The following is a 17338-nucleotide window of genomic DNA, read 5'->3' on the forward strand; positions in this document are numbered from 1 at the left end:
TCATGCAAAATTCAATCGGCGCACCAAAGCAGAGGTTCAGCCTCAGCGATCCACGTGTGCGTGCGTGGCTATTCCAGATCATCACCGTTGTGGCGGTGGTCGCCATGGGCTGGTATCTGTTCGACAACACCCAGACCAACCTTCAGCACCGGGGCATCACGTCCGGGTTCAGCTTTCTGGAGCGCAGTGCCGGGTTCGGCATCGCTCAACACCTGATCTCCTACACCGAAGCGGACAGCTATGCCCGCGTGTTCGTGATCGGCCTGCTCAACACCTTGCTGGTGACCTTCATCGGCGTGATCCTGGCGACCCTGCTGGGCTTCATCATCGGTGTGGCGCGGCTGTCGCCGAACTGGATCATCAGCAAGCTGGCGACCGTGTATGTGGAAGTCTTCCGCAACATTCCGCCGCTGCTGCAAATCCTGTTCTGGTATTTCGCGGTGTTCCTGACCATGCCGGGGCCGCGTAACAGCCACAACTTTGGCGACACCTTCTTCGTCAGCAGCCGTGGCCTGAACATGCCGGCCGCGCAGATGGCCGACGGCTTCTGGGCGTTCGTGGTCAGTGTCGTGGTGGCTATCGTCGGCATCGTGCTGATGAGCCGTTGGGCCAACAAGCGTTTCGAGGAAACCGGCGAGCCGTTCCACAAGTTCTGGGTCGGCCTGGGGATCCTGCTGGTCATCCCGACGCTGTGTGCGCTGATCTTCGGTGCGCCGCTGCATTGGGAAATGCCGAAGCTGCAAGGCTTCAACTTCGTCGGTGGCTGGGTGCTGATCCCGGAACTGCTGGCCCTGACCCTGGCCTTGACCGTGTACACCGCGGCGTTCATCGCCGAGATCGTGCGTTCGGGGATCAAGTCGGTCAGCCACGGCCAGACCGAAGCGGCCCGTTCCCTCGGCCTGCGCAACGGCCCGACCTTGCGCAAGGTGATCATTCCGCAAGCGCTGCGCGTGATCATTCCGCCACTGACCAGCCAATACCTGAACCTGGCGAAGAACTCCTCGCTGGCGGCCGGTATCGGTTACCCGGAAATGGTTTCACTGTTCGCCGGCACCGTGCTGAACCAGACCGGTCAGGCGATCGAAGTCATTGCCATCACCATGAGCGTGTACCTGGCGATCAGTATCAGCATTTCCCTGCTGATGAACTGGTACAACAAGCGCATTGCGCTGATCGAGCGGTAAGGAATAGCGCATGAGTACTCATACTTTCAAACCCGACATGCCACCGCCGGCCAAGGTCTTCGGCCCGATGGCGTGGATACGCGCGAACATGTTCTCCAGCTGGCTCAACACCCTGCTGACCCTGTTTGCGTTCTACCTGATCTACCTGGTGATTCCGCCACTGCTCAGTTGGGCGATCTTCGATGCCAACTGGGTCGGCACTACCCGCGCCGATTGCACCAAGGCGGGCGCTTGCTGGGTATTCATCGAGCAACGTTTCGGTCAGTTCATGTACGGCTACTATCCGGCGGATCTGCGCTGGCGCGTGGACCTGACCGTGTGGCTGGCGGTCATCGGTGTGGCCCCGCTGTTCATCAAGCGCGTGCCGCGTAAAGCGGTATACGGGCTGAGCTTCCTGGTGGTGTATCCGATTGTTGCCTGGTGCCTGCTGCATGGCGGCGTGTTCGGTCTGAGCGCCGTTGCCACCAGCCAGTGGGGCGGCCTGATGCTGACCCTGGTGATCGCCACCGTCGGCATCGCCGGCGCGTTGCCGCTGGGGATCATGCTGGCGCTGGGACGACGTTCGAACATGCCGGCCATTCGTGTGGTCTGCGTGACGTTCATCGAGTTCTGGCGCGGCGTGCCGCTGATTACCGTGCTGTTCATGTCTTCGGTGATGCTGCCGCTGTTCCTGCCTGAAGGCATGAACTTCGACAAGCTGCTGCGGGCGTTGATCGGCGTGATCCTGTTCCAGTCGGCCTACGTCGCCGAAGTGGTGCGCGGCGGTCTGCAAGCGATCCCCAAAGGTCAGTACGAAGCCGCTGCCGCGATGGGCCTCGGTTACTGGCGCGCCATGGGCCTGGTGATTCTGCCGCAAGCCCTGAAGCTGGTGATTCCCGGCATCGTCAACACCTTCATCGCGCTGTTCAAGGACACCAGCCTGGTGATCATCATCGGCCTCTTTGACCTGCTCAACAGCGTCAAACAAGCCGCTGCCGATCCGAAATGGCTGGGCATGGCCACCGAAGGCTACGTGTTCGCCGCCCTGGTGTTCTGGATTTTCTGTTTTGGTATGTCGCGCTATTCCATGCATCTGGAACGCAAGCTCGACACTGGCCATAAGCGTTAGGAGTTTTTTCGATGAGCGAAGCAATCAAAAAGCCAGTGGGCCCTGAAGGCATCATTCAGATGCAGGGCGTGAACAAGTGGTACGGCCAGTTCCACGTGCTGAAAGACATCAACCTCAACGTCAAGCAGGGCGAGCGTATCGTGCTGTGCGGCCCGTCGGGTTCCGGCAAGTCCACCACCATCCGCTGCCTGAACCGTCTGGAAGAACACCAGCAGGGCCGCATCGTGGTCGATGGCGTGGAGCTGACCAACGACCTCAAGCAGATCGAAGCGATCCGTCGTGAAGTCGGCATGGTGTTCCAGCACTTCAACCTGTTCCCGCACCTGACCATTCTGCAGAACTGCACCCTGGCGCCGATGTGGGTGCGCAAGATGCCCAAGCGCAAGGCCGAGGAAATCGCCATGCATTATCTGGAACGCGTACGCATTCCGGAGCAGGCGCACAAGTTCCCCGGGCAACTGTCCGGCGGTCAGCAACAGCGTGTGGCGATTGCTCGCGCGCTGTGCATGAAACCGAAAATCATGCTGTTCGACGAACCGACCTCGGCGCTCGACCCGGAGATGGTGAAAGAAGTTCTGGACACCATGATCGGCTTGGCCGAAGACGGCATGACGATGCTCTGCGTGACCCACGAAATGGGCTTCGCCCGCACCGTGGCCAACCGCGTGATCTTCATGGACAAAGGCGAAATCGTCGAGCAGGCGGCACCGAACGACTTCTTCGACAATCCGCAGAATGAGCGGACCAAGTTGTTCCTGAGTCAGATTCTGCATTGATATCTGATGCATAAAACCAACCCGGCCTTGTGCCGGGTTTGTTTTTTGGGGATCAGGACACGGTGAGGGTTTCGTGTTCTTTGTGGACGGTGTGCGTGAAGCCTCTCAAGTCTGCCCCTTCACCGAGAGACTTTGCATCGGTCAGCAAGTACGGGTAACGATCCAACAGTCGCATCAGCAGTATCAGTGCTTTGGGCGGCAATATTTCGCCGCGCTCGTAGCGAGAGAAAGCGTTATGTCCACCACCCGACAATAATTGCACTGTCTCTTTTTGCGTAAGGTGCAATTTTCGACGGATACGCCTCATCTCGTCACCGATCATTTGCCTGGCAGCGAATACCAGTTCATCCCCTGCTTCCCCAAAACGTTCTGCGCTGTCAGTGTCGAAGTCCCACTCAACCTCACCGCACTTCTGGCACTCCCAGCCAGAAAGATTATCTACACGGCGCTCCATGCCTTTGACACTCAAGGTTTCGGCGCGACCCTCGAAATGCCTCATTCCCTCACGTGCACCGCAGCTGACACATTGCTGGGTTTTCATGGGTTTTTCTCCTTGAAGGAAATTACCGGTGGGCCGCCTGGGCGGTAGGTCACCTTGATGTAAATCTCCTGATCTTGTGAAGTGATGTGATACACGTCCTGCCAGACTCGATGATCGTCATAAGTGGTCATGGATTTGTACAACATCCTGTTCTGTAACTCGAAAACGATCTCTTGCATCTCTCTGAAGCTAAAGCCGAGCTTCTCACCGGATTTTGCCGAAGACCTGGTGAAGGCTTTTTTGCCAAGTCGCCTGACCTCAGCCTTGATCACCACCAAGTCGTAATGGGGTGTGTTCTTTTCCATAAGAAACCAAAACCCTATCCTTGAAATTACCCTTAAAGGGTAATTTTGACCAATCGAAAATCCCGCTTCATTTGCCTCCTGATCAACCTAGGTGGTTGCCGTCCTACACGGAGCTGACTAACATGTCAGAAAATTCATCCCATGATTGGATGAAAGGGCGAATCCTATGTCAGACATTTCTCCACTTATTAAGCGATCCCTGGTCGATCAGGCCCTGGATCTATTACGACAGCGCATCACCGACGGCACCTGGCAGGTCGGTCAGCGCTTGCCGACCGAGCCCGAGCTGTGTGCCGAACTCGGTATCAGCCGTAACACCGTGCGCGAGGCGATGCGGGTGCTGGCGTTCTCCGGATTGATCGAGATCCGTCAGGGCGATGGCAGTTATCTGCGGGCGGTGGTCGATCCGATGGACACGCTCAAGGCGCTGTCCAAGTGCTCACTGGATCAGGCTCGGGAAACCCGGCACATCCTTGAAGTCGAAGCCATCGGCCTGGCGGCGTTGCGCCGTACCGATGAGGATCTGGCGGGCCTGCGCGAGGCGCTTGGCGTTGCCGGCAGCCACTATCACGGCGATCTCGACAGCTACATCGCCTGTGACCTGGTGTTTCACCGCCGCCTGGTGGATGCCGCGCACAACCCGACGCTCAGCGAGCTGTATCGCTATTTCTCCAGCATCGTCGGCGCGCAATTGCGCCAGACCCTGAACATCGTCCCTCGTCGACAGGAAGTCTTCGATTTGCACATCGCCCTGTTCGAAGCCGTCGAACAGCGTGATCCGGAACGGGCCAAAGCCCTGTCGAGGCAACTGATCAATGAACCCTGAAACCGAGAAAACCATGTCCCGCCCTGAAGCCGTCAACGCCCCGAAGCGCACCGCCGAACTGGAGGAGTTGCTGATCGATGCCGAGGCCGACGACGAGCAGGTGCAGCAAAGTCATCCGCTGGTACGTCGCCCATGGCTGTTGCTGTTGGGCCTGATTCTGGTGGCGTTGAACCTGCGTCCGGCGCTGTCGAGCATGGCGCCGCTGCTCAGTGAAGTGTCGAAAAGCCTTGGCTTGTCCGCCGCTCAGGCGGGGTTGCTGACGACGTTGCCGGTGTTGTGCCTCGGTCTGTTCGCCCCATTGGCTCCGGTGCTGGCGCGACGTTTCGGTGCCGAGCGGGTGGTGCTGGGGATTCTTCTGACACTGGCCGGCGGCATCATCCTGCGCAGCAACTTCGGTGAAATCGGTCTGTTCGCCGGCAGCGTGCTGGGTGGCGCGAGTATCGGCATCATCGGCGTCTTGCTGCCCGGTATCGTCAAACGCGACTTCGCCAAGCACGCCGGCACCATGACCGGTGTCTACACCATGGCCCTGTGCCTGGGCGCGGCGATGGCGGCGGGTTCGAGCGTGCCGTTGAGCGAACACTTCGATCACAGCTGGGCCATGGGCCTCGGCTTCTGGGTGATTCCGGCGCTGGTTGCTGCGGTGTTCTGGCTGCCGCAAATCGGTCAGAAGCATGGTGCACACAATGTCGCCTACCGGGTGCGCGGCTTGCTGCGTGATCCGCTGGCCTGGCAGGTGACCTTGTACATGGGCCTGCAATCGTCACTGGCCTACATTGTGTTTGGCTGGTTGCCGTCGATTCTGATTGGACGCGGGCTGACGCCGACCCAGGCCGGTCTGGTGCTGTCCGGTTCGGTGATCATCCAGCTTGCCAGTTCCCTGGCAGCGCCGTGGCTGGCTACGCGTGGCAAGGATCAACGGCTGGCGATCGTGGTGGTGATGGCACTGACCCTCGGCGGTCTGTTCGGATGTCTCTACGCGCCGATCGAAGGCCTGTGGGGCTGGGCGATCCTGCTGGGCCTGGGGCAGGGCGGGACGTTCAGTCTGGCGTTGACCCTGATCGTGCTGCGCTCGCGCGATTCCCATGTCGCGGCGAACCTGTCGAGCATGTCCCAGGGTTTTGGCTACACCCTCGCGTCCATGGGGCCGTTCGCGGTCGGCGTGGTGCATGACTGGACCGGCGGCTGGAACGCCGTGGGCTGGATCTTTGGCATCGTCGGTGCGGGTGCGATCCTTGCCGGTCTCGGTGCCGGGCGCGCGCTTTACGTGCAGGTCGAAAGCGAAAAGGTCTGACGCGCACACACTGCCGGTATTCGGAATGCGAATGCCGATAGTGTTTCGGGCGTTTGCGGATTATCGTGCTGGCAATCTGTACCTTTCCTGGAGATTGCCCATGAGTGAAGAAGCCCACAGCGCGTTGATCACCCGTTTCTATCAGGCTTTCCAACGCCTTGACGCCGAGGCCATGGCCGCCTGCTACACCGACGACGTGGTGTTCAGCGATCCGGCCTTTGGCGAGCTGCGCGGTCGCGATGCCGGCGACATGTGGCGCATGCTCACCACCCGGGCCAAAGACTTCTCCCTGACCTTCGACAATGTCCGCGCCGACGAGCGCAGCGGCGGCGCTCACTGGGTGGCGACCTATCTGTTCAGCCAGACCGGTAATATCGTGATCAACGACATCCAGGCACGCTTCGTCTTCCGCGACGGCAAGATCTGTGAACACCACGACCACTTCGACCTGTGGCGCTGGTCTCGCCAGGCACTGGGCTTCAAGGGCTTGCTGCTGGGCTGGACGCCGCTGGTGCGCAACGCCGTCCGCGCCCAGGCGCTGAAAGGGCTGAAGGCATTTCAGGCGAGTCGCTGATAAGATCGCGGCCTGTTCCTCACACGCCTTTATTGCCCAGTGACCAGCCTCAGCGAAAATCCCCTCGATGCCGACGTTCCAGTGAGTAAATCCTGGTTCGTCTACCTCGTTCGCGCCGCCAACGGTTCGCTGTACTGCGGGATCAGCGATGATCCCGTGCGCCGCTTCGCCAAACACCAGAGCGGCAAGGGCGCGCGATTCTTTCTGTCCAGCCCGGCGATGGCGCTGGTCTACACCGAGCTGTGCCGTGACAAGGGCGATGCATTGCGCCAGGAACGGTTGATCAAGAAGCTCAGGAAGAGCGCGAAGGAATGCCTGGTGGCGTCTTATCGGCCTGATTGATCAGGTGTTTGCGAGCGGTAGAAATCACTGCACGTTGAAGCGGTGTCCTCAGACAAACGACAGGCGAAAAAAAAACCGCCTTTGCGGGGCGGTTTTTTCTGTAAACCTCGGTTTGCGGCCGGGTTTACTGATCTCACAGGAGACATTGACGTAGGCGGAGAATATTCCTCTTTGCGTCACTGAGCAAGCCTGAAGGCACGCCTACCCAATAAACTCAATTTTGAGTTTATTTGTTTAAGCGAAGGTTCAGAAACCCGGTTACGATCCGTCCGCTCACATGGCAGTGCAACCATTGAGGTCTGGCCGATCGGCGTAACGGTTTCATGCCCTCTGACACGGAGTTGCTCCCGTGCCGGAATGATTTTTCAGGGGGTATCACAACCGGCCGCCTCACAGGAGATATTGACGTGTCTTCCGAAGGCGTACGTGGTCCGGTAAGCACGCTGGAGGTTTGGCCCCCAACCGGAGGCCAAAACGTATGAAGCTTTTGCTGCGTACTCTGAGCCTCGTATGGAGGTCGTTCAAAGCGTTTCGCTTTTACGAGTTCCTGCGAGATCACTTTGATGACCTGATGTAAGGTCATTGATGTGGGAAAACCGTCTCGGCCTCGGCTGAGGCGGTTTTTTTTCGAGCCATTTTTAGTGCCTTATCAACCTGACTGATCAGTTCCCATCAGCCGGATCCGTAGGCTGCGAACGAATTGCGCGCTAAGCTGCTGATTCACTTTCTGTGCGGCGGAGCCGAGCATGTCCGAGTTGATTCTGCATCATTACCCGACCTCTCCATTCGCCGAAAAGGCCCGGCTGCTGTTGGGGTTCAAGGGTTTGTCCTGGCGTTCGGTGCACATCTCGCCGGTGATGCCGAAACCGGACCTGACCGCCCTGACCGGGGGCTACCGCAAGACGCCTGTGCTGCAGATCGGCGCTGACATCTATTGCGACACTTCGTTGATTGCCCGCCGCCTCGAGCAGGAGAAGGCCCAGCCTTCGTTCTTCCCGGAAGGTCAGGAGATGATTGCCGCCAGTTTCGCCGCCTGGGCCGATTCGGTGGTGTTCCAGCATGCGGTGAGCCTGGTGTTTCAGCCGGAGTCGGTAGCGGTGCGTTTCGGCAAGTTGCCGCCGGAAGCGATCAAGGCGTTTCTGGCCGATCGTGCCGGGCTGTTCAGCGGTGGCAGCGCGACCAGACTGTCGGCCGAGCAGGCCAAACATCAATGGCCGACCATCATGGCGCGCCTGGAGCAGCAGTTGCAGCGCGAGGACGGAGACTTCCTGTTCGGCGAGCCATCGATTGCCGACTTCGCCATGGCGCATCCGCTGTGGTTCCTCAAGGCTACGCACGTTACCGCACCGCTGGTGGATGACTACCCTGCAGTGTCCGCGTGGCTCGGGCGGGTGCTCGGCTTCGGTCACGGTGCAGCCAGCGCCATGAGTTCCGAAGAAGCGCTGGAGGTTGCGCGCCATTCGACGCCGGCGGCGTTGCCTGATGAGCAGTTTGTCGATCCGAACGGATTTGCAGCGGGTCAGCAGGTCGTGATCGCGGCTACTGATTACGGCGTTGATCCGGTTGCTGGGGAATTGGTGTTTGCCGGTCGCGAAGAGCTGATCCTGCGCCGTGAAGACGAACGCGGTGGTGTGGTGCATGTGCACTTCCCGCGTTTCGGTTTCCGTATCGAGAAACGTTGAAACAAATGAGGGAGCTCAATGGCTCCCTCGTTCATTTCAGTGCAGCAAGAATTTCGTCCGGATCAAACCCGCGAATCAACGTGCCATTGACGTCGATCAGCGGAATCCCGCGCCCGCCCAGCGCTTCGTACGCCTTGCGCGCCTCGGCGTCCTTCTCGATATCGAATTCCTTGAACGCAATCCCTTTCTGATCGAGAAAGCGCTTGGTCTGCTTGCAGTACCCGCACCAGTCCGTGGTGTACAGCACGACCTTGGCGTTGGCGCGGACCTGCTCCGATGCCATCTGCGACGGGTTGAACACCCGTTCGATCTTGCCCCAGTTCTGATAGACCACGACCACCAGCAGAACCAGTGCGACCTTTTTCAGCACATTGCCGAGCATCAGTTGCGGCGCTTCAACTGATCGGTGAGCGAGGTTGGCAGGCCTTTGATGACCAGCGTGCCAGCTTCTTCGTCGTATTCGATCTTCGAGCCCAGCAGGTGCGCCTCGAAGCTGATCGACAGGCCTTCGGCGCGGCCGGTGAAGCGCCGGAACTGGTTGAGCGTGCGCTTATCCGCCGGGATCTCCGGCGACAGGCCGTAATCCTTGTTGCGGATGTGGTCGTAGAAGGCCTTCGGGCGTTCTTCGTCGATCAGCTCCGAGAGTTCTTCCAGGCCCATCGGCTCGCCGAGCTTGGCCTGGCTGCTGGCGTAGTCGACCAGGGTCTTGGTCTTCTCGCGGGCGGAATCTTCCGGCAGATCTTCGCTCTCGACGAAGTCGCTGAAAGCCTTGAGCAGCGTGCGGGTCTCGCCCGGGCCGTCGACGCCTTCCTGGCAGCCGATGAAGTCGCGGAAGTATTCCGAGACCTTCTTGCCGTTCTTGCCCTTGATGAACGAAATGTACTGCTTGGACTGCTTGTTGTTCTGCCACTCGGAGACGTTGATCCGAGCCGCCAGGTGCAGTTGACCGAGGTCGAGGTGGCGCGACGGGGTCACGTCCAGTTGATCGGTCACGGCCACGCCTTCACTGTGGTGTAGCAGGGCGATGGCCAGGTAATCGGTCATACCTTGCTGGTAGTGGGCGAATAGTACGTGGCCGCCGACGGAGAGGTTCGACTCTTCCATCAGTTTTTGCAGATGCTCGACCGCCACTTTGCTGAACGCGGTGAAGTCCTTGCCGCCTTCCATGTATTCCTTCAGCCAGCCGCTGAACGGAAACGCACCGGACTCCGGATGAAACAACCCCCAGGCTTTGCCCTGTTTGGCGTTATAGCTCTCGTTGAGGTCGGCGAGCATATTCTCGATGGCGGCGGATTCAGCCAGTTCAGAGTCACGGGCGTGCAGAACGGCGGGGGTGCCATCGGGTTTTTTGTCGATCAGGTGGACGATGCAATGACGGATCGGCATGGGCTTCTCGGCAAGTGGAAGGGAGGAGGGCGGGCTCCCCCGAAAAAGCGCCCAGTGTACCGCAACCACTGGTTTTGGCGCGGGCTGAAGGGCAATTCGGGGTCATGGGGTGGCGCTTATGCATTTATTTACCGATTTAGCGCAATAAACCTGACCATTTGGCTAGCTAGAGGCGGATATTTCCTTGTCTCTGTGCTAGTTTTGCCCGGTCTTACGCGTAGTCACTGCGTTAAGCGTGCATTCAGCATTTGTCAGGTCGAACCAAACCCTGATTTCGGCATCTATAACCCCGACTCGTCGTGGTTATCGCCGAGGGTGCCAGATCCAGAAGATCGGGCTCGATGGCTGACACTGCACTCTGCAATCCATATGAATTTGATAGGGAAGGAACACTACATGGCTCTTACTAAAGACCAACTGATCGCCGACATCGCTGAAGCTATCGACGCGCCGAAAACCACCGCGCGTAACGCTCTGGACCAACTGGGCCAAATCGTTGCTGATCAGCTGGAAAACGGCGGCGAAATCACCTTGCCAGGTATCGGCAAGCTGAAAGTGACCGAGCGTCCTGCCCGCACTGGCCGTAACCCATCGACTGGCGCTGCCATCGAAATCCCTGCCAAGAAAGTGATCAAGCTGGTTGTGGCCAAAGGCCTGACCGACGCTGTGAACAAGTAAGACGCAGCGATAAAAAAACCGTGCGCCGGAGTGATCCGGGCACGGTTTTTTTGTGCCTGCCGATTGTGTTTCAGCAGTAGTGGCGGCTGCTTTGCGATCAAGCGCCGCCCCGGTTGAAACGTATTACTTGCGAACCCAGCGTTCGCGACGCCAGATCTGCTGCTCGGACTTGGTCTGGAAGGTCCAGGCGACGAAGCGGCTCTGCTTCTGGCCTTGGGACATTTCCACTACCTGGCTTTCCAGCGCGCCGACCTTTTTCAGCGCGGTTTCGATGGCGGGCAGGTTCGAGGCTTTCGAGACCAGGGTGCTGAACCACAATACCTTGTGCGCAAAGTTCGCACTTTCGGCGATCAGTTGCGTCACGAAGCGCGCTTCGCCGCCTTCACACCACAGTTCGGCCGATTGACCGCCAAAGTTCAGCACCGGCAATTTGCGTTTCGGATCGGCCTTGCCGAGGGCGCGCCACTTACGCTCGCTGCCCTTGGTGGCCTCTTCCATCGACGCGTGGAACGGCGGGTTGCACATGGTCAGGTCAAAACGCTCGCCGGGCTCCAGCAGGCCGATCAGGATGTGCTTGCGGTTCTCCTGCTGGCGCAACTTGATGACCTTGTTCAGGTCGTTGGACTGGACGATGGCTGTTGCGGCAGCCACGGCCGTCGGGTCGATTTCCGAGCCCAGGAAGTGCCAGCGGTATTCGCTGTTACCGATCAGCGGATACACGCAGTTGGCGCCCATGCCGATGTCCAGCACGTTGACGATGGCGCCGCGTGGAACCACGCCGTCGTTGTTGCTGGCCAGCAGGTCAGCCAGGAAGTGCACGTAATCGGCACGACCCGGTACTGGCGGGCAAAGGTAATCGGCCGGGATATCCCAATGCTGGATGCCGTAGAACGACTTGAGCAACGCCCGGTTGAACACGCGCACCGCGTCCGGGCTGGCGAAGTCGATGCTTTCCTTGCCGTACGGGTTGGTGATCACGAACTTCGCCAGCTCCGGCGTAGTTTTGATCAACGCCGGGAAGTCGTAACGACCCTGATGGCGATTGCGCGGGTGCAGGCTGGCCTCTTTGCGCGGCTCCACGGGCTTGGCCGGGGTAGCGGAGTCAGGCTTCTTGCGCGCGGGGCGAGGTGTGCGGGGGGCGTTCATGGGCGTGGTCGATTCGGGTATGGCTGAAAGTGGCAACTATTGTCCCACAGGGAACCGGGTTGTAGGCCGGAAAAGTGCCGGGCACAAAAAAGGGAGGCCGCATGGCCTCCCTTTTTCAGTGCGATTTGCCGTTACAGGCTGGCGATCCGCGCGTGCTGCTCGGCCAGTTTGCCCAAGGCCTGTTCGGCCTCGGCCAGCTTGGCGCGTTCCTTCTCGATGACTTCGGCCGGAGCCTTGTCAACGAAACCGGCGTTGGACAGCTTGCCGCCGACACGCTGGACTTCGCCCTGCAGACGCAGGATTTCCTTGTCCAGGCGCGCCAGTTCGGCGTTCTTGTCGATCAGACCGGCCATCGGCACCAGCACTTCCATCTCGCCAACCAGTGCGGTGGCGGACAGTGGCGCTTCTTCGCCGGCCGCCAGTACGGTGATCGATTCCAGACGCGCCAGCTTTTTCAGCAGCGCTTCGTTCTCGGTCAGGCGGCGCTGGTCTTCAGCGGTGACGTTTTTCAGGTAGATCGGCAGCGGTTTGCCCGGGCCGATGTTCATTTCGCCACGGATATTGCGCGTGCCGAGCATCAGGCCCTTGAGCCATTCGATGTCGTCTTCGGCTGCCGGATCGATGCGCTCTTCGTTGGCCACCGGCCAGGCTTGCAGCATGATCGTCTTGCCCTGAATGCCGGCCAGCGGCGCGATGCGCTGCCAGATTTCTTCAGTGATGAACGGCATGAACGGATGCGCCAGGCGCAGCGCCACTTCCAGTACGCGAACCAGCGTGCGGCGAGTGCCGCGCTGACGCTCGACCGGCGCGTTTTCGTCCCACAGCACTGGCTTGGACAATTCCAGGTACCAGTCGCAGTACTGGTTCCAGATGAACTCGTATAGCGCTTGTGCCGCCAGGTCGAAACGGAACTGATCCAGTTGGCGGGTCACTTCGGCTTCGGTGCGTTGCAGTTGCGAGATGATCCAGCGATCCGCCAGCGACAGCTCGTAAGCTTCGCCGTTCTGGCCGCAGTCTTCGCCCTTGTCCAGAACATAGCGCGCAGCGTTCCAGATCTTGTTGCAGAAGTTGCGATAGCCTTCGACGCGGCCCATGTCGAACTTGATGTCGCGACCGGTGGACGCCAGCGAGCAGAAAGTGAAGCGCAGGGCGTCGGTGCCGTAGCTGGCGATGCCGTCGGCGAACTCGTCGCGGGTTTGCTTCTCGATCTTCTTCGCCAGTTTTGGCTGCATCAGACCGGAGGTGCGTTTCTGCACCAGGGTTTCGAGCTCGATACCGTCGATGATGTCCAGCGGGTCCAGGACGTTGCCCTTGGATTTGGACATCTTCTGGCCCTGGCCATCACGCACCAGGCCGTGCACGTAAACGGTCTTGAACGGAACCTGCGGCGTGCCGTCCTCGTTCTTGATCAGGTGCATGGTCAGCATGATCATCCGGGCGACCCAGAAGAAAATGATGTCGAAACCGGTGACCAGAACGTCGGTGGAGTGGAATTTCTTCAAGAACTCGGTCTTTTCCGGCCAGCCCAGGGTGGAGAAGGTCCACAGGCCCGAACTGAACCAGGTGTCGAGAACGTCGTTGTCTTGTTGCAGCGCAACGTCCGGGCCGAGGTTGTGCTTGGCACGCACTTCGGCTTCGTCGCGACCGACGTAGACCTTGCCCGACTCGTCGTACCAGGCCGGAATCCGGTGGCCCCACCACAGCTGACGGCTGATGCACCAGTCCTGGATGTCGCGCATCCACGAGAAGTACATGTTTTCGTACTGCTTCGGCACGAACTGGATACGGCCGTCTTCAACGGCAGCAATCGCAGGCTCGGCCAGCGGCTTGGTGGACACGTACCACTGGTCGGTCAGCCACGGCTCGATGACGGTGCCGGAGCGGTCGCCTTTCGGCACTTTCAGGTTGTGGTCGTCGACGCTGACCAGCAGGCCGGCGGCGTCGAACGCAGCCACGATCTGCTTGCGCGCTTCGAAACGCTCGAGACCGGCGTACTCGGCCGGAATCTTGCCGTCGATGCTGTCGTTCAGCGTGCCGTCGAGGTTGAACACCTGCGCTGCCGGCAGCACGTTGGCGTTCTTGTCGAAGATGTTCAGCAGCGGCAGGTTGTGGCGCTTGCCGACTTCGTAGTCGTTGAAATCGTGGGCCGGGGTGATTTTCACGCAGCCGGTGCCGAATTCAGGGTCGCAGTAATCGTCGGCGATGATCGGAATGCGGCGGCCGACCAGCGGCAGCTCGACGAATTTGCCGATCAGGGCTTTGTAGCGCTCGTCGTTCGGGTTCACCGCGACGGCGGAGTCGCCGAGCATGGTTTCCGGACGGGTGGTCGCGACGATCAGGAAATCGTTGCCTTCAGCAGTTTTTGCGCCGTCGGCCAGCGGGTATTTCAAGTTCCACAGGAAACCTTTCTCGTCGTGGTTTTCCACTTCGAGGTCGGAAATCGCCGTGTGCAGCTTGGTGTCCCAGTTGACCAGGCGCTTGCCGCGATAGATCAGACCGTCTTCGTGCAGGCGCACGAATGCTTCTTTAACGGCTTCAGAGAGGCCGTCGTCCATGGTGAAACGTTCGCGGCTCCAGTCCACGGACGAGCCGAGGCGGCGGATCTGACGGCTGATGTTGCCGCCGGACTGTTCCTTCCACTCCCAGACTTTCTCGAGGAATTTTTCGCGGCCCAGATCGTGGCGATTCTGGCCCTGGGCTTCGAGTTGACGCTCCACCAGCATCTGCGTGGCGATACCGGCGTGGTCGGTGCCCGGTTGCCACAGGGTGTTGCGACCCTGCATGCGGCGGAAACGGATCAGGGCGTCCATGATCGCGTTGTTGAAACCGTGACCCATGTGCAGGCTGCCGGTGACGTTCGGCGGCGGGATCATGATGGTGTAGGAGTCGCCCGCGCCTTGCGGGGCGAAGTAGTTCTCGGACTCCCAGGTGTTGTACCAGGAAGTTTCAATGGCGTGCGGCTGGTAGGTCTTATCCATGCGCGGCGGGACCCTATTGGCATTTATTCAGGAAAAGCCGGGAAGTATAGCGGGGCATGGGGCGCAGGGCGAGCGGGGCGGGCCGGGTGGGGATCTAAAAGTGGGAGCAACCGTGCGACGGCTCCCACCGTCGATTATTCGTACTGGCTCAGAAGCCGTTCCATCCGTGCCTCGAGGCGACGTTTGATTTCGGTTTCGATGTGCGGGGCGAAGTCATCGATCACGTCTTGCATGATCAGTTGCGCAGCGGCGCGCAGTTCGCTGTCCAGGTGCAGCAGCGCGTCGGGGCCTTTGTCCACAGGTGCGACGGGCGCGGTGGCGGGTTTCGCGACGGTAGCGGGTGGCGGTTCGACGGCGGGTGGCTCAGTGGCGACCGAGTCGAACAGCATCGGAATCTGTTCCTGTTCGCCATCATCGACCGTATCGGTCAAAAGCGGCGGTTGCAGGTTGTCATCGCCCAGCAACTGGCGGATCGACTCGAGGTCATCCAGCAAGTGCGCGGGTTTTTGCAGCGGTTTTGGAGTGTCCATCGGCGTACTCAGAGTCGCTGTAAACGGTGGTCTTGCAGAGGATAGCCCTGTTCCCGGTAGAAACGGAAACTCTCCCGCGCAGCCGCACGGATCGCCGGATCTTCCACCACCACTTCCGCCACTCGGGCGAATTTGTTGGCGAAGGCCGGGACTTTCAGGTCGAGGTTGACCAGCAAGTCCTGATGCTGGCCGCAGTCATCGCCCAATCCAAGCACGATCAAACCTTCCGGTTCGCTCTCGGCCGGGCCATGGGGCACGAAGGTTTCGCCCTTGAACGCCCACAGTCGCGCATCGAGGTCTTCGCGTTGGGCGGCATCGCTGCAATGCAGGTAGATGCGGTGGCCCATGCGCCAGGCTTTCTCGGTGAGCTTGCAGGCAAAATCCAGACGCGCCGAAGGATCGGCACTGGGCAGGATGTAGAAGTCGACTTTGGTCATTGCGGTTCCTGAGCTGAAAGCGGCGCCCCTCAAGAGAGGCGCCGCTCGCAGTCATCGGTTTCAGGCTTTGGCGCGATCCAGCAGGTACTGGGTCAGCAGGGGAACCGGACGGCCGGTGGCGCCCTTGTCCTTGCCGCCGCTGGTCCATGCGGTGCCCGCGATGTCCAGGTGCGCCCAGTTCAGGTTCTTGGTGAAGCGCGACAGGAAGCACGCGGCGGTGATGGTGCCGGCCTTCGGCCCGCCAATGTTGGCGATGTCGGCGAACGGGCTGTCCAGTTGCTCCTGGTACTCATCGAACAGCGGCAGTTGCCAGGCGCGGTCGTCGGCAGCCTTGCCGGCGCTCAGCAGTTGGCCGATCAGTTCGTCGTTATTGCCCAGCAGGCCAGAGGTGTGCGCACCCAGGGCAACCACGCAGGCGCCGGTCAGGGTGGCGATGTCGATCACCGCTTGTGGCTTGAAGCGCTCGGAGTAGGTCAGTGCGTCGCACAGCACCAGACGGCCTTCGGCGTCGGTGTTGAGGATTTCCACGGTCTGGCCGCTCATGGTGGTCACGATGTCGCCCGGACGCGAAGCGGTGCCGCTCGGCATGTTCTCGGCGCAGGCCAGGATGCACACCAGGTTGATCGGCAGCTTCAGTTCCAGCACGGCGCGCAGGGTACCGAACACGCTGGCGGCGCCGCCCATGTCGTACTTCATCTCGTCCATGCCGGCGCCCGGTTTCAGGCTGATGCCGCCGGTGTCGAAGGTGATGCCTTTACCGACCAGCGCGTACGGCTTCTCGGATTTCTTGCCGCCGTTGTATTGCATGACGATCAGGCGCGGTGGCTGGGCGCTGCCCTGGCCGACGGCGTAGAACGAGCCCATGCCCAGGGATTTGATCTTCTTCTCGTCGAGGACTTCGACTTTCAGATCCTTGAACTCTTTGCCCAGGTCCTTGGCTTGTTCGCCGAGGAAGGTCGGGTGGCAGATGTTCGGCGGCAGGTTGCCCAGGTTGCGGGTGAACGCCATGCCGTTGGCGATCGCGGTGGCGTGATTCACGGCGCGTTGCACTTCGGCTTGAGCGGCCTTGATGGTCAGCAGGGTGATTTTCTTCAGAGCGCGCGGTTCGGCTTTCTGGCTCTTGAACTGGTCGAAGGTGTATTCGCCGTCGACCAGGGTTTCGGCCAACAGGCGAGTCTTGCCGTAGCTGTCACGGCCCTTGACGATGATTTCATCCAGTGCCAGCACGGCATCGCTGCCGCCCAGGCCCTTGAGGGTGTTGAGGATGCCGGCAACGATCTTGCGGAACGGGCGGTCGCCCAGTTCTTCATCCTTGCCCACGCCGACCAGCAGCACGCGTTCGGCTTTCAGGTTCGGCAGGCTGTGCAGCAACAGGCTCTGACCGACTTTGCCGGCCAGATCGCCACGCTTGAGGACAGCGCTGATGGCGCCGCCGCTCAGTTCGTCGACCTGCTTGGCGGCGACGCCGAGTTTGCGGCCTTCACCGACGGCAACCACCAGGGTGGCGGTTTTCAACGTTTCTGGGCTAACGCTTTTTACAACCAGTTCCAT

18 protein-coding genes are annotated in these 17338 nt (G+C 60.2%); 9 read left to right on the plus strand and 9 right to left on the minus strand.

The window, feature by feature from the left end; genetic code table 11:
* Positions 1 to 2: 2 nt before the first annotated feature.
* From IF199_RS05090 to IF199_RS05100, 3 genes are read left to right on the plus strand one after another with little or no spacing between them, the layout of a single operon-like run.
* Positions 3 to 1184, plus strand: coding sequence for an amino acid ABC transporter permease (locus tag IF199_RS05090; protein WP_102619510.1), 1182 nt, complete (start codon positions 3 to 5; stop codon positions 1182 to 1184).
* A gap of 10 nt (positions 1185 to 1194) precedes the next feature.
* Positions 1195 to 2292, plus strand: a complete 1098-nt coding sequence (locus IF199_RS05095; RefSeq protein ID WP_096819186.1) for an amino acid ABC transporter permease — start codon at positions 1195 to 1197, stop codon at positions 2290 to 2292.
* Between the two features lie 11 nt (positions 2293 to 2303).
* Positions 2304 to 3068, plus strand: coding sequence for an amino acid ABC transporter ATP-binding protein (locus tag IF199_RS05100; protein ID WP_008080191.1), 765 nt, complete (start codon positions 2304 to 2306; stop codon positions 3066 to 3068).
* A 52-nt stretch (positions 3069 to 3120) separates the two neighbouring features.
* Here the strand turns inward: IF199_RS05100 and IF199_RS05105 are convergent, their stop codons facing one another.
* On the minus strand, positions 3121 to 3609 hold the full coding sequence (locus tag IF199_RS05105; RefSeq protein WP_085711682.1) for a type II toxin-antitoxin system MqsA family antitoxin: 489 nt from the start codon (positions 3607 to 3609) through the stop codon (positions 3121 to 3123).
* Positions 3606 to 3914: a type II toxin-antitoxin system MqsR family toxin gene (locus IF199_RS05110; protein WP_085711681.1), complete on the minus strand. Its 309-nt coding sequence runs from the start codon at positions 3912 to 3914 to the stop codon at positions 3606 to 3608. The genes IF199_RS05105 and IF199_RS05110 overlap by 4 nt, the downstream gene beginning before the upstream one ends.
* A 166-nt stretch (positions 3915 to 4080) precedes the next feature.
* Between IF199_RS05110 and IF199_RS05115 the strand changes: the two genes are divergently transcribed.
* The 5 genes from IF199_RS05115 to IF199_RS05135 all read left to right on the plus strand — a co-directional run bounded on the left by IF199_RS05115 (position 4081) and on the right by IF199_RS05135 (position 8632).
* Positions 4081 to 4740: a FadR/GntR family transcriptional regulator gene (locus tag IF199_RS05115; RefSeq protein WP_096819192.1), complete on the plus strand. Its 660-nt coding sequence runs from the start codon at positions 4081 to 4083 to the stop codon at positions 4738 to 4740.
* Positions 4730 to 6034 (plus strand): CynX/NimT family MFS transporter, encoded by a 1305-nt coding sequence (locus tag IF199_RS05120; protein ID WP_096819194.1) that lies wholly within the window; start codon positions 4730 to 4732, stop codon positions 6032 to 6034. The genes IF199_RS05115 and IF199_RS05120 overlap by 11 nt, the downstream gene beginning before the upstream one ends.
* Before the next feature lie 100 nt (positions 6035 to 6134).
* The gene (locus IF199_RS05125) at positions 6135 to 6608 is read left to right on the plus strand and encodes a nuclear transport factor 2 family protein (protein WP_085608154.1); all 474 of its coding nucleotides are present in this window, start codon (positions 6135 to 6137) and stop codon (positions 6606 to 6608) included.
* A 39-nt stretch (positions 6609 to 6647) separates the two neighbouring features.
* A complete protein-coding gene (locus IF199_RS05130; RefSeq protein WP_192559849.1) occupies positions 6648 to 6950 on the plus strand; it encodes a GIY-YIG nuclease family protein in 303 nt (100 codons plus the stop codon).
* A gap of 746 nt (positions 6951 to 7696) precedes the next feature.
* Complete coding sequence (locus tag IF199_RS05135; RefSeq protein ID WP_192559850.1) at positions 7697 to 8632, plus strand: glutathione S-transferase family protein; 936 nt, start codon at positions 7697 to 7699, stop codon at positions 8630 to 8632.
* Between the two features lie 31 nt (positions 8633 to 8663).
* Here IF199_RS05135 and IF199_RS05140 read toward each other — a convergent pair whose 3' ends face one another.
* Positions 8664 to 9014, minus strand: coding sequence for a glutaredoxin family protein (locus IF199_RS05140; protein WP_192559851.1), 351 nt, complete (start codon positions 9012 to 9014; stop codon positions 8664 to 8666).
* The gene (yejK, locus tag IF199_RS05145) at positions 9014 to 10018 is read right to left on the minus strand and encodes a nucleoid-associated protein YejK (RefSeq protein ID WP_007957356.1); all 1005 of its coding nucleotides are present in this window, start codon (positions 10016 to 10018) and stop codon (positions 9014 to 9016) included. The genes IF199_RS05140 and yejK overlap by 1 nt, the downstream gene beginning before the upstream one ends.
* 396 nt (positions 10019 to 10414) lie before the next feature.
* Here yejK and IF199_RS05150 point away from each other — a divergent pair, with 396 nt between their 5' ends.
* Positions 10415 to 10696 carry an HU family DNA-binding protein gene (locus tag IF199_RS05150; protein WP_003221909.1) on the plus strand — a complete coding sequence of 94 codons (282 nt, stop codon included), beginning with the start codon at positions 10415 to 10417 and terminating at the stop codon, positions 10694 to 10696.
* Positions 10697 to 10819: 123 nt separating this feature from the next.
* On the opposite strand, the gene rlmF is transcribed toward IF199_RS05150, so the two are convergent.
* The 5 genes from rlmF to IF199_RS05175 all read right to left on the minus strand — a co-directional run bounded on the left by rlmF (position 10820) and on the right by IF199_RS05175 (position 17338).
* Positions 10820 to 11842: a 23S rRNA (adenine(1618)-N(6))-methyltransferase RlmF gene (gene rlmF / locus IF199_RS05155; RefSeq protein ID WP_096819200.1), complete on the minus strand. Its 1023-nt coding sequence runs from the start codon at positions 11840 to 11842 to the stop codon at positions 10820 to 10822.
* A 131-nt stretch (positions 11843 to 11973) separates the two neighbouring features.
* Positions 11974 to 14820 carry a valine--tRNA ligase gene (locus IF199_RS05160; RefSeq protein ID WP_096819202.1) on the minus strand — a complete coding sequence of 949 codons (2847 nt, stop codon included), beginning with the start codon at positions 14818 to 14820 and terminating at the stop codon, positions 11974 to 11976.
* 134 nt (positions 14821 to 14954) lie between these two features.
* On the minus strand, positions 14955 to 15350 hold the full coding sequence (locus IF199_RS05165; RefSeq protein WP_192559852.1) for a DNA polymerase III subunit chi: 396 nt from the start codon (positions 15348 to 15350) through the stop codon (positions 14955 to 14957).
* Positions 15351 to 15358: 8 nt separating this feature from the next.
* Positions 15359 to 15787, minus strand: a complete 429-nt coding sequence (locus IF199_RS05170) for a DNA polymerase III subunit chi (protein ID WP_096819206.1) — start codon at positions 15785 to 15787, stop codon at positions 15359 to 15361.
* Between the two features lie 60 nt (positions 15788 to 15847).
* Complete coding sequence (locus IF199_RS05175) at positions 15848 to 17338, minus strand: leucyl aminopeptidase (RefSeq protein ID WP_096819207.1); 1491 nt, start codon at positions 17336 to 17338, stop codon at positions 15848 to 15850.

The organism is Pseudomonas allokribbensis, assembly GCF_014863605.1.
GTDB classification, from domain to species: Bacteria; Pseudomonadota; Gammaproteobacteria; order Pseudomonadales; family Pseudomonadaceae; genus Aquipseudomonas; species Aquipseudomonas allokribbensis.

Bases quoted from the DNA above. Each gene is read 5' to 3' on its own strand.
- IF199_RS05135 (WP_192559850.1), top strand. From the start codon at position 7,697: ATGTCCGAGTTGATTCTGCATCATTACCCGACCTCTCCATTCGCCGAA.
- IF199_RS05165 (WP_192559852.1), bottom strand. From the start codon at position 15,350: ATGGACACTCCAAAACCGCTGCAAAAACCCGCGCACTTGCTGGATGAC.
- IF199_RS05175 (WP_096819207.1), bottom strand. From the start codon at position 17,338: ATGGAACTGGTTGTAAAAAGCGTTAGCCCAGAAACGTTGAAAACCGCC.
- IF199_RS05125 (WP_085608154.1), top strand. From the start codon at position 6,135: ATGAGTGAAGAAGCCCACAGCGCGTTGATCACCCGTTTCTATCAGGCT.
- IF199_RS05140 (WP_192559851.1), bottom strand. From the start codon at position 9,014: ATGCTCGGCAATGTGCTGAAAAAGGTCGCACTGGTTCTGCTGGTGGTC.
- IF199_RS05100 (WP_008080191.1), top strand. From the start codon at position 2,304: ATGAGCGAAGCAATCAAAAAGCCAGTGGGCCCTGAAGGCATCATTCAG.
- IF199_RS05105 (WP_085711682.1), bottom strand. From the start codon at position 3,609: ATGAAAACCCAGCAATGTGTCAGCTGCGGTGCACGTGAGGGAATGAGG.
- yejK (WP_007957356.1), bottom strand. From the start codon at position 10,018: ATGCCGATCCGTCATTGCATCGTCCACCTGATCGACAAAAAACCCGAT.
- rlmF (WP_096819200.1), bottom strand. From the start codon at position 11,842: ATGAACGCCCCCCGCACACCTCGCCCCGCGCGCAAGAAGCCTGACTCC.
- IF199_RS05110 (WP_085711681.1), bottom strand. From the start codon at position 3,914: ATGGAAAAGAACACACCCCATTACGACTTGGTGGTGATCAAGGCTGAG.
- IF199_RS05115 (WP_096819192.1), top strand. From the start codon at position 4,081: ATGTCAGACATTTCTCCACTTATTAAGCGATCCCTGGTCGATCAGGCC.
- IF199_RS05170 (WP_096819206.1), bottom strand. From the start codon at position 15,787: ATGACCAAAGTCGACTTCTACATCCTGCCCAGTGCCGATCCTTCGGCG.
- IF199_RS05095 (WP_096819186.1), top strand. From the start codon at position 1,195: ATGAGTACTCATACTTTCAAACCCGACATGCCACCGCCGGCCAAGGTC.
- IF199_RS05150 (WP_003221909.1), top strand. From the start codon at position 10,415: ATGGCTCTTACTAAAGACCAACTGATCGCCGACATCGCTGAAGCTATC.
- IF199_RS05090 (WP_102619510.1), top strand. From the start codon at position 3: ATGCAAAATTCAATCGGCGCACCAAAGCAGAGGTTCAGCCTCAGCGAT.
- IF199_RS05160 (WP_096819202.1), bottom strand. From the start codon at position 14,820: ATGGATAAGACCTACCAGCCGCACGCCATTGAAACTTCCTGGTACAAC.
- IF199_RS05120 (WP_096819194.1), top strand. From the start codon at position 4,730: ATGAACCCTGAAACCGAGAAAACCATGTCCCGCCCTGAAGCCGTCAAC.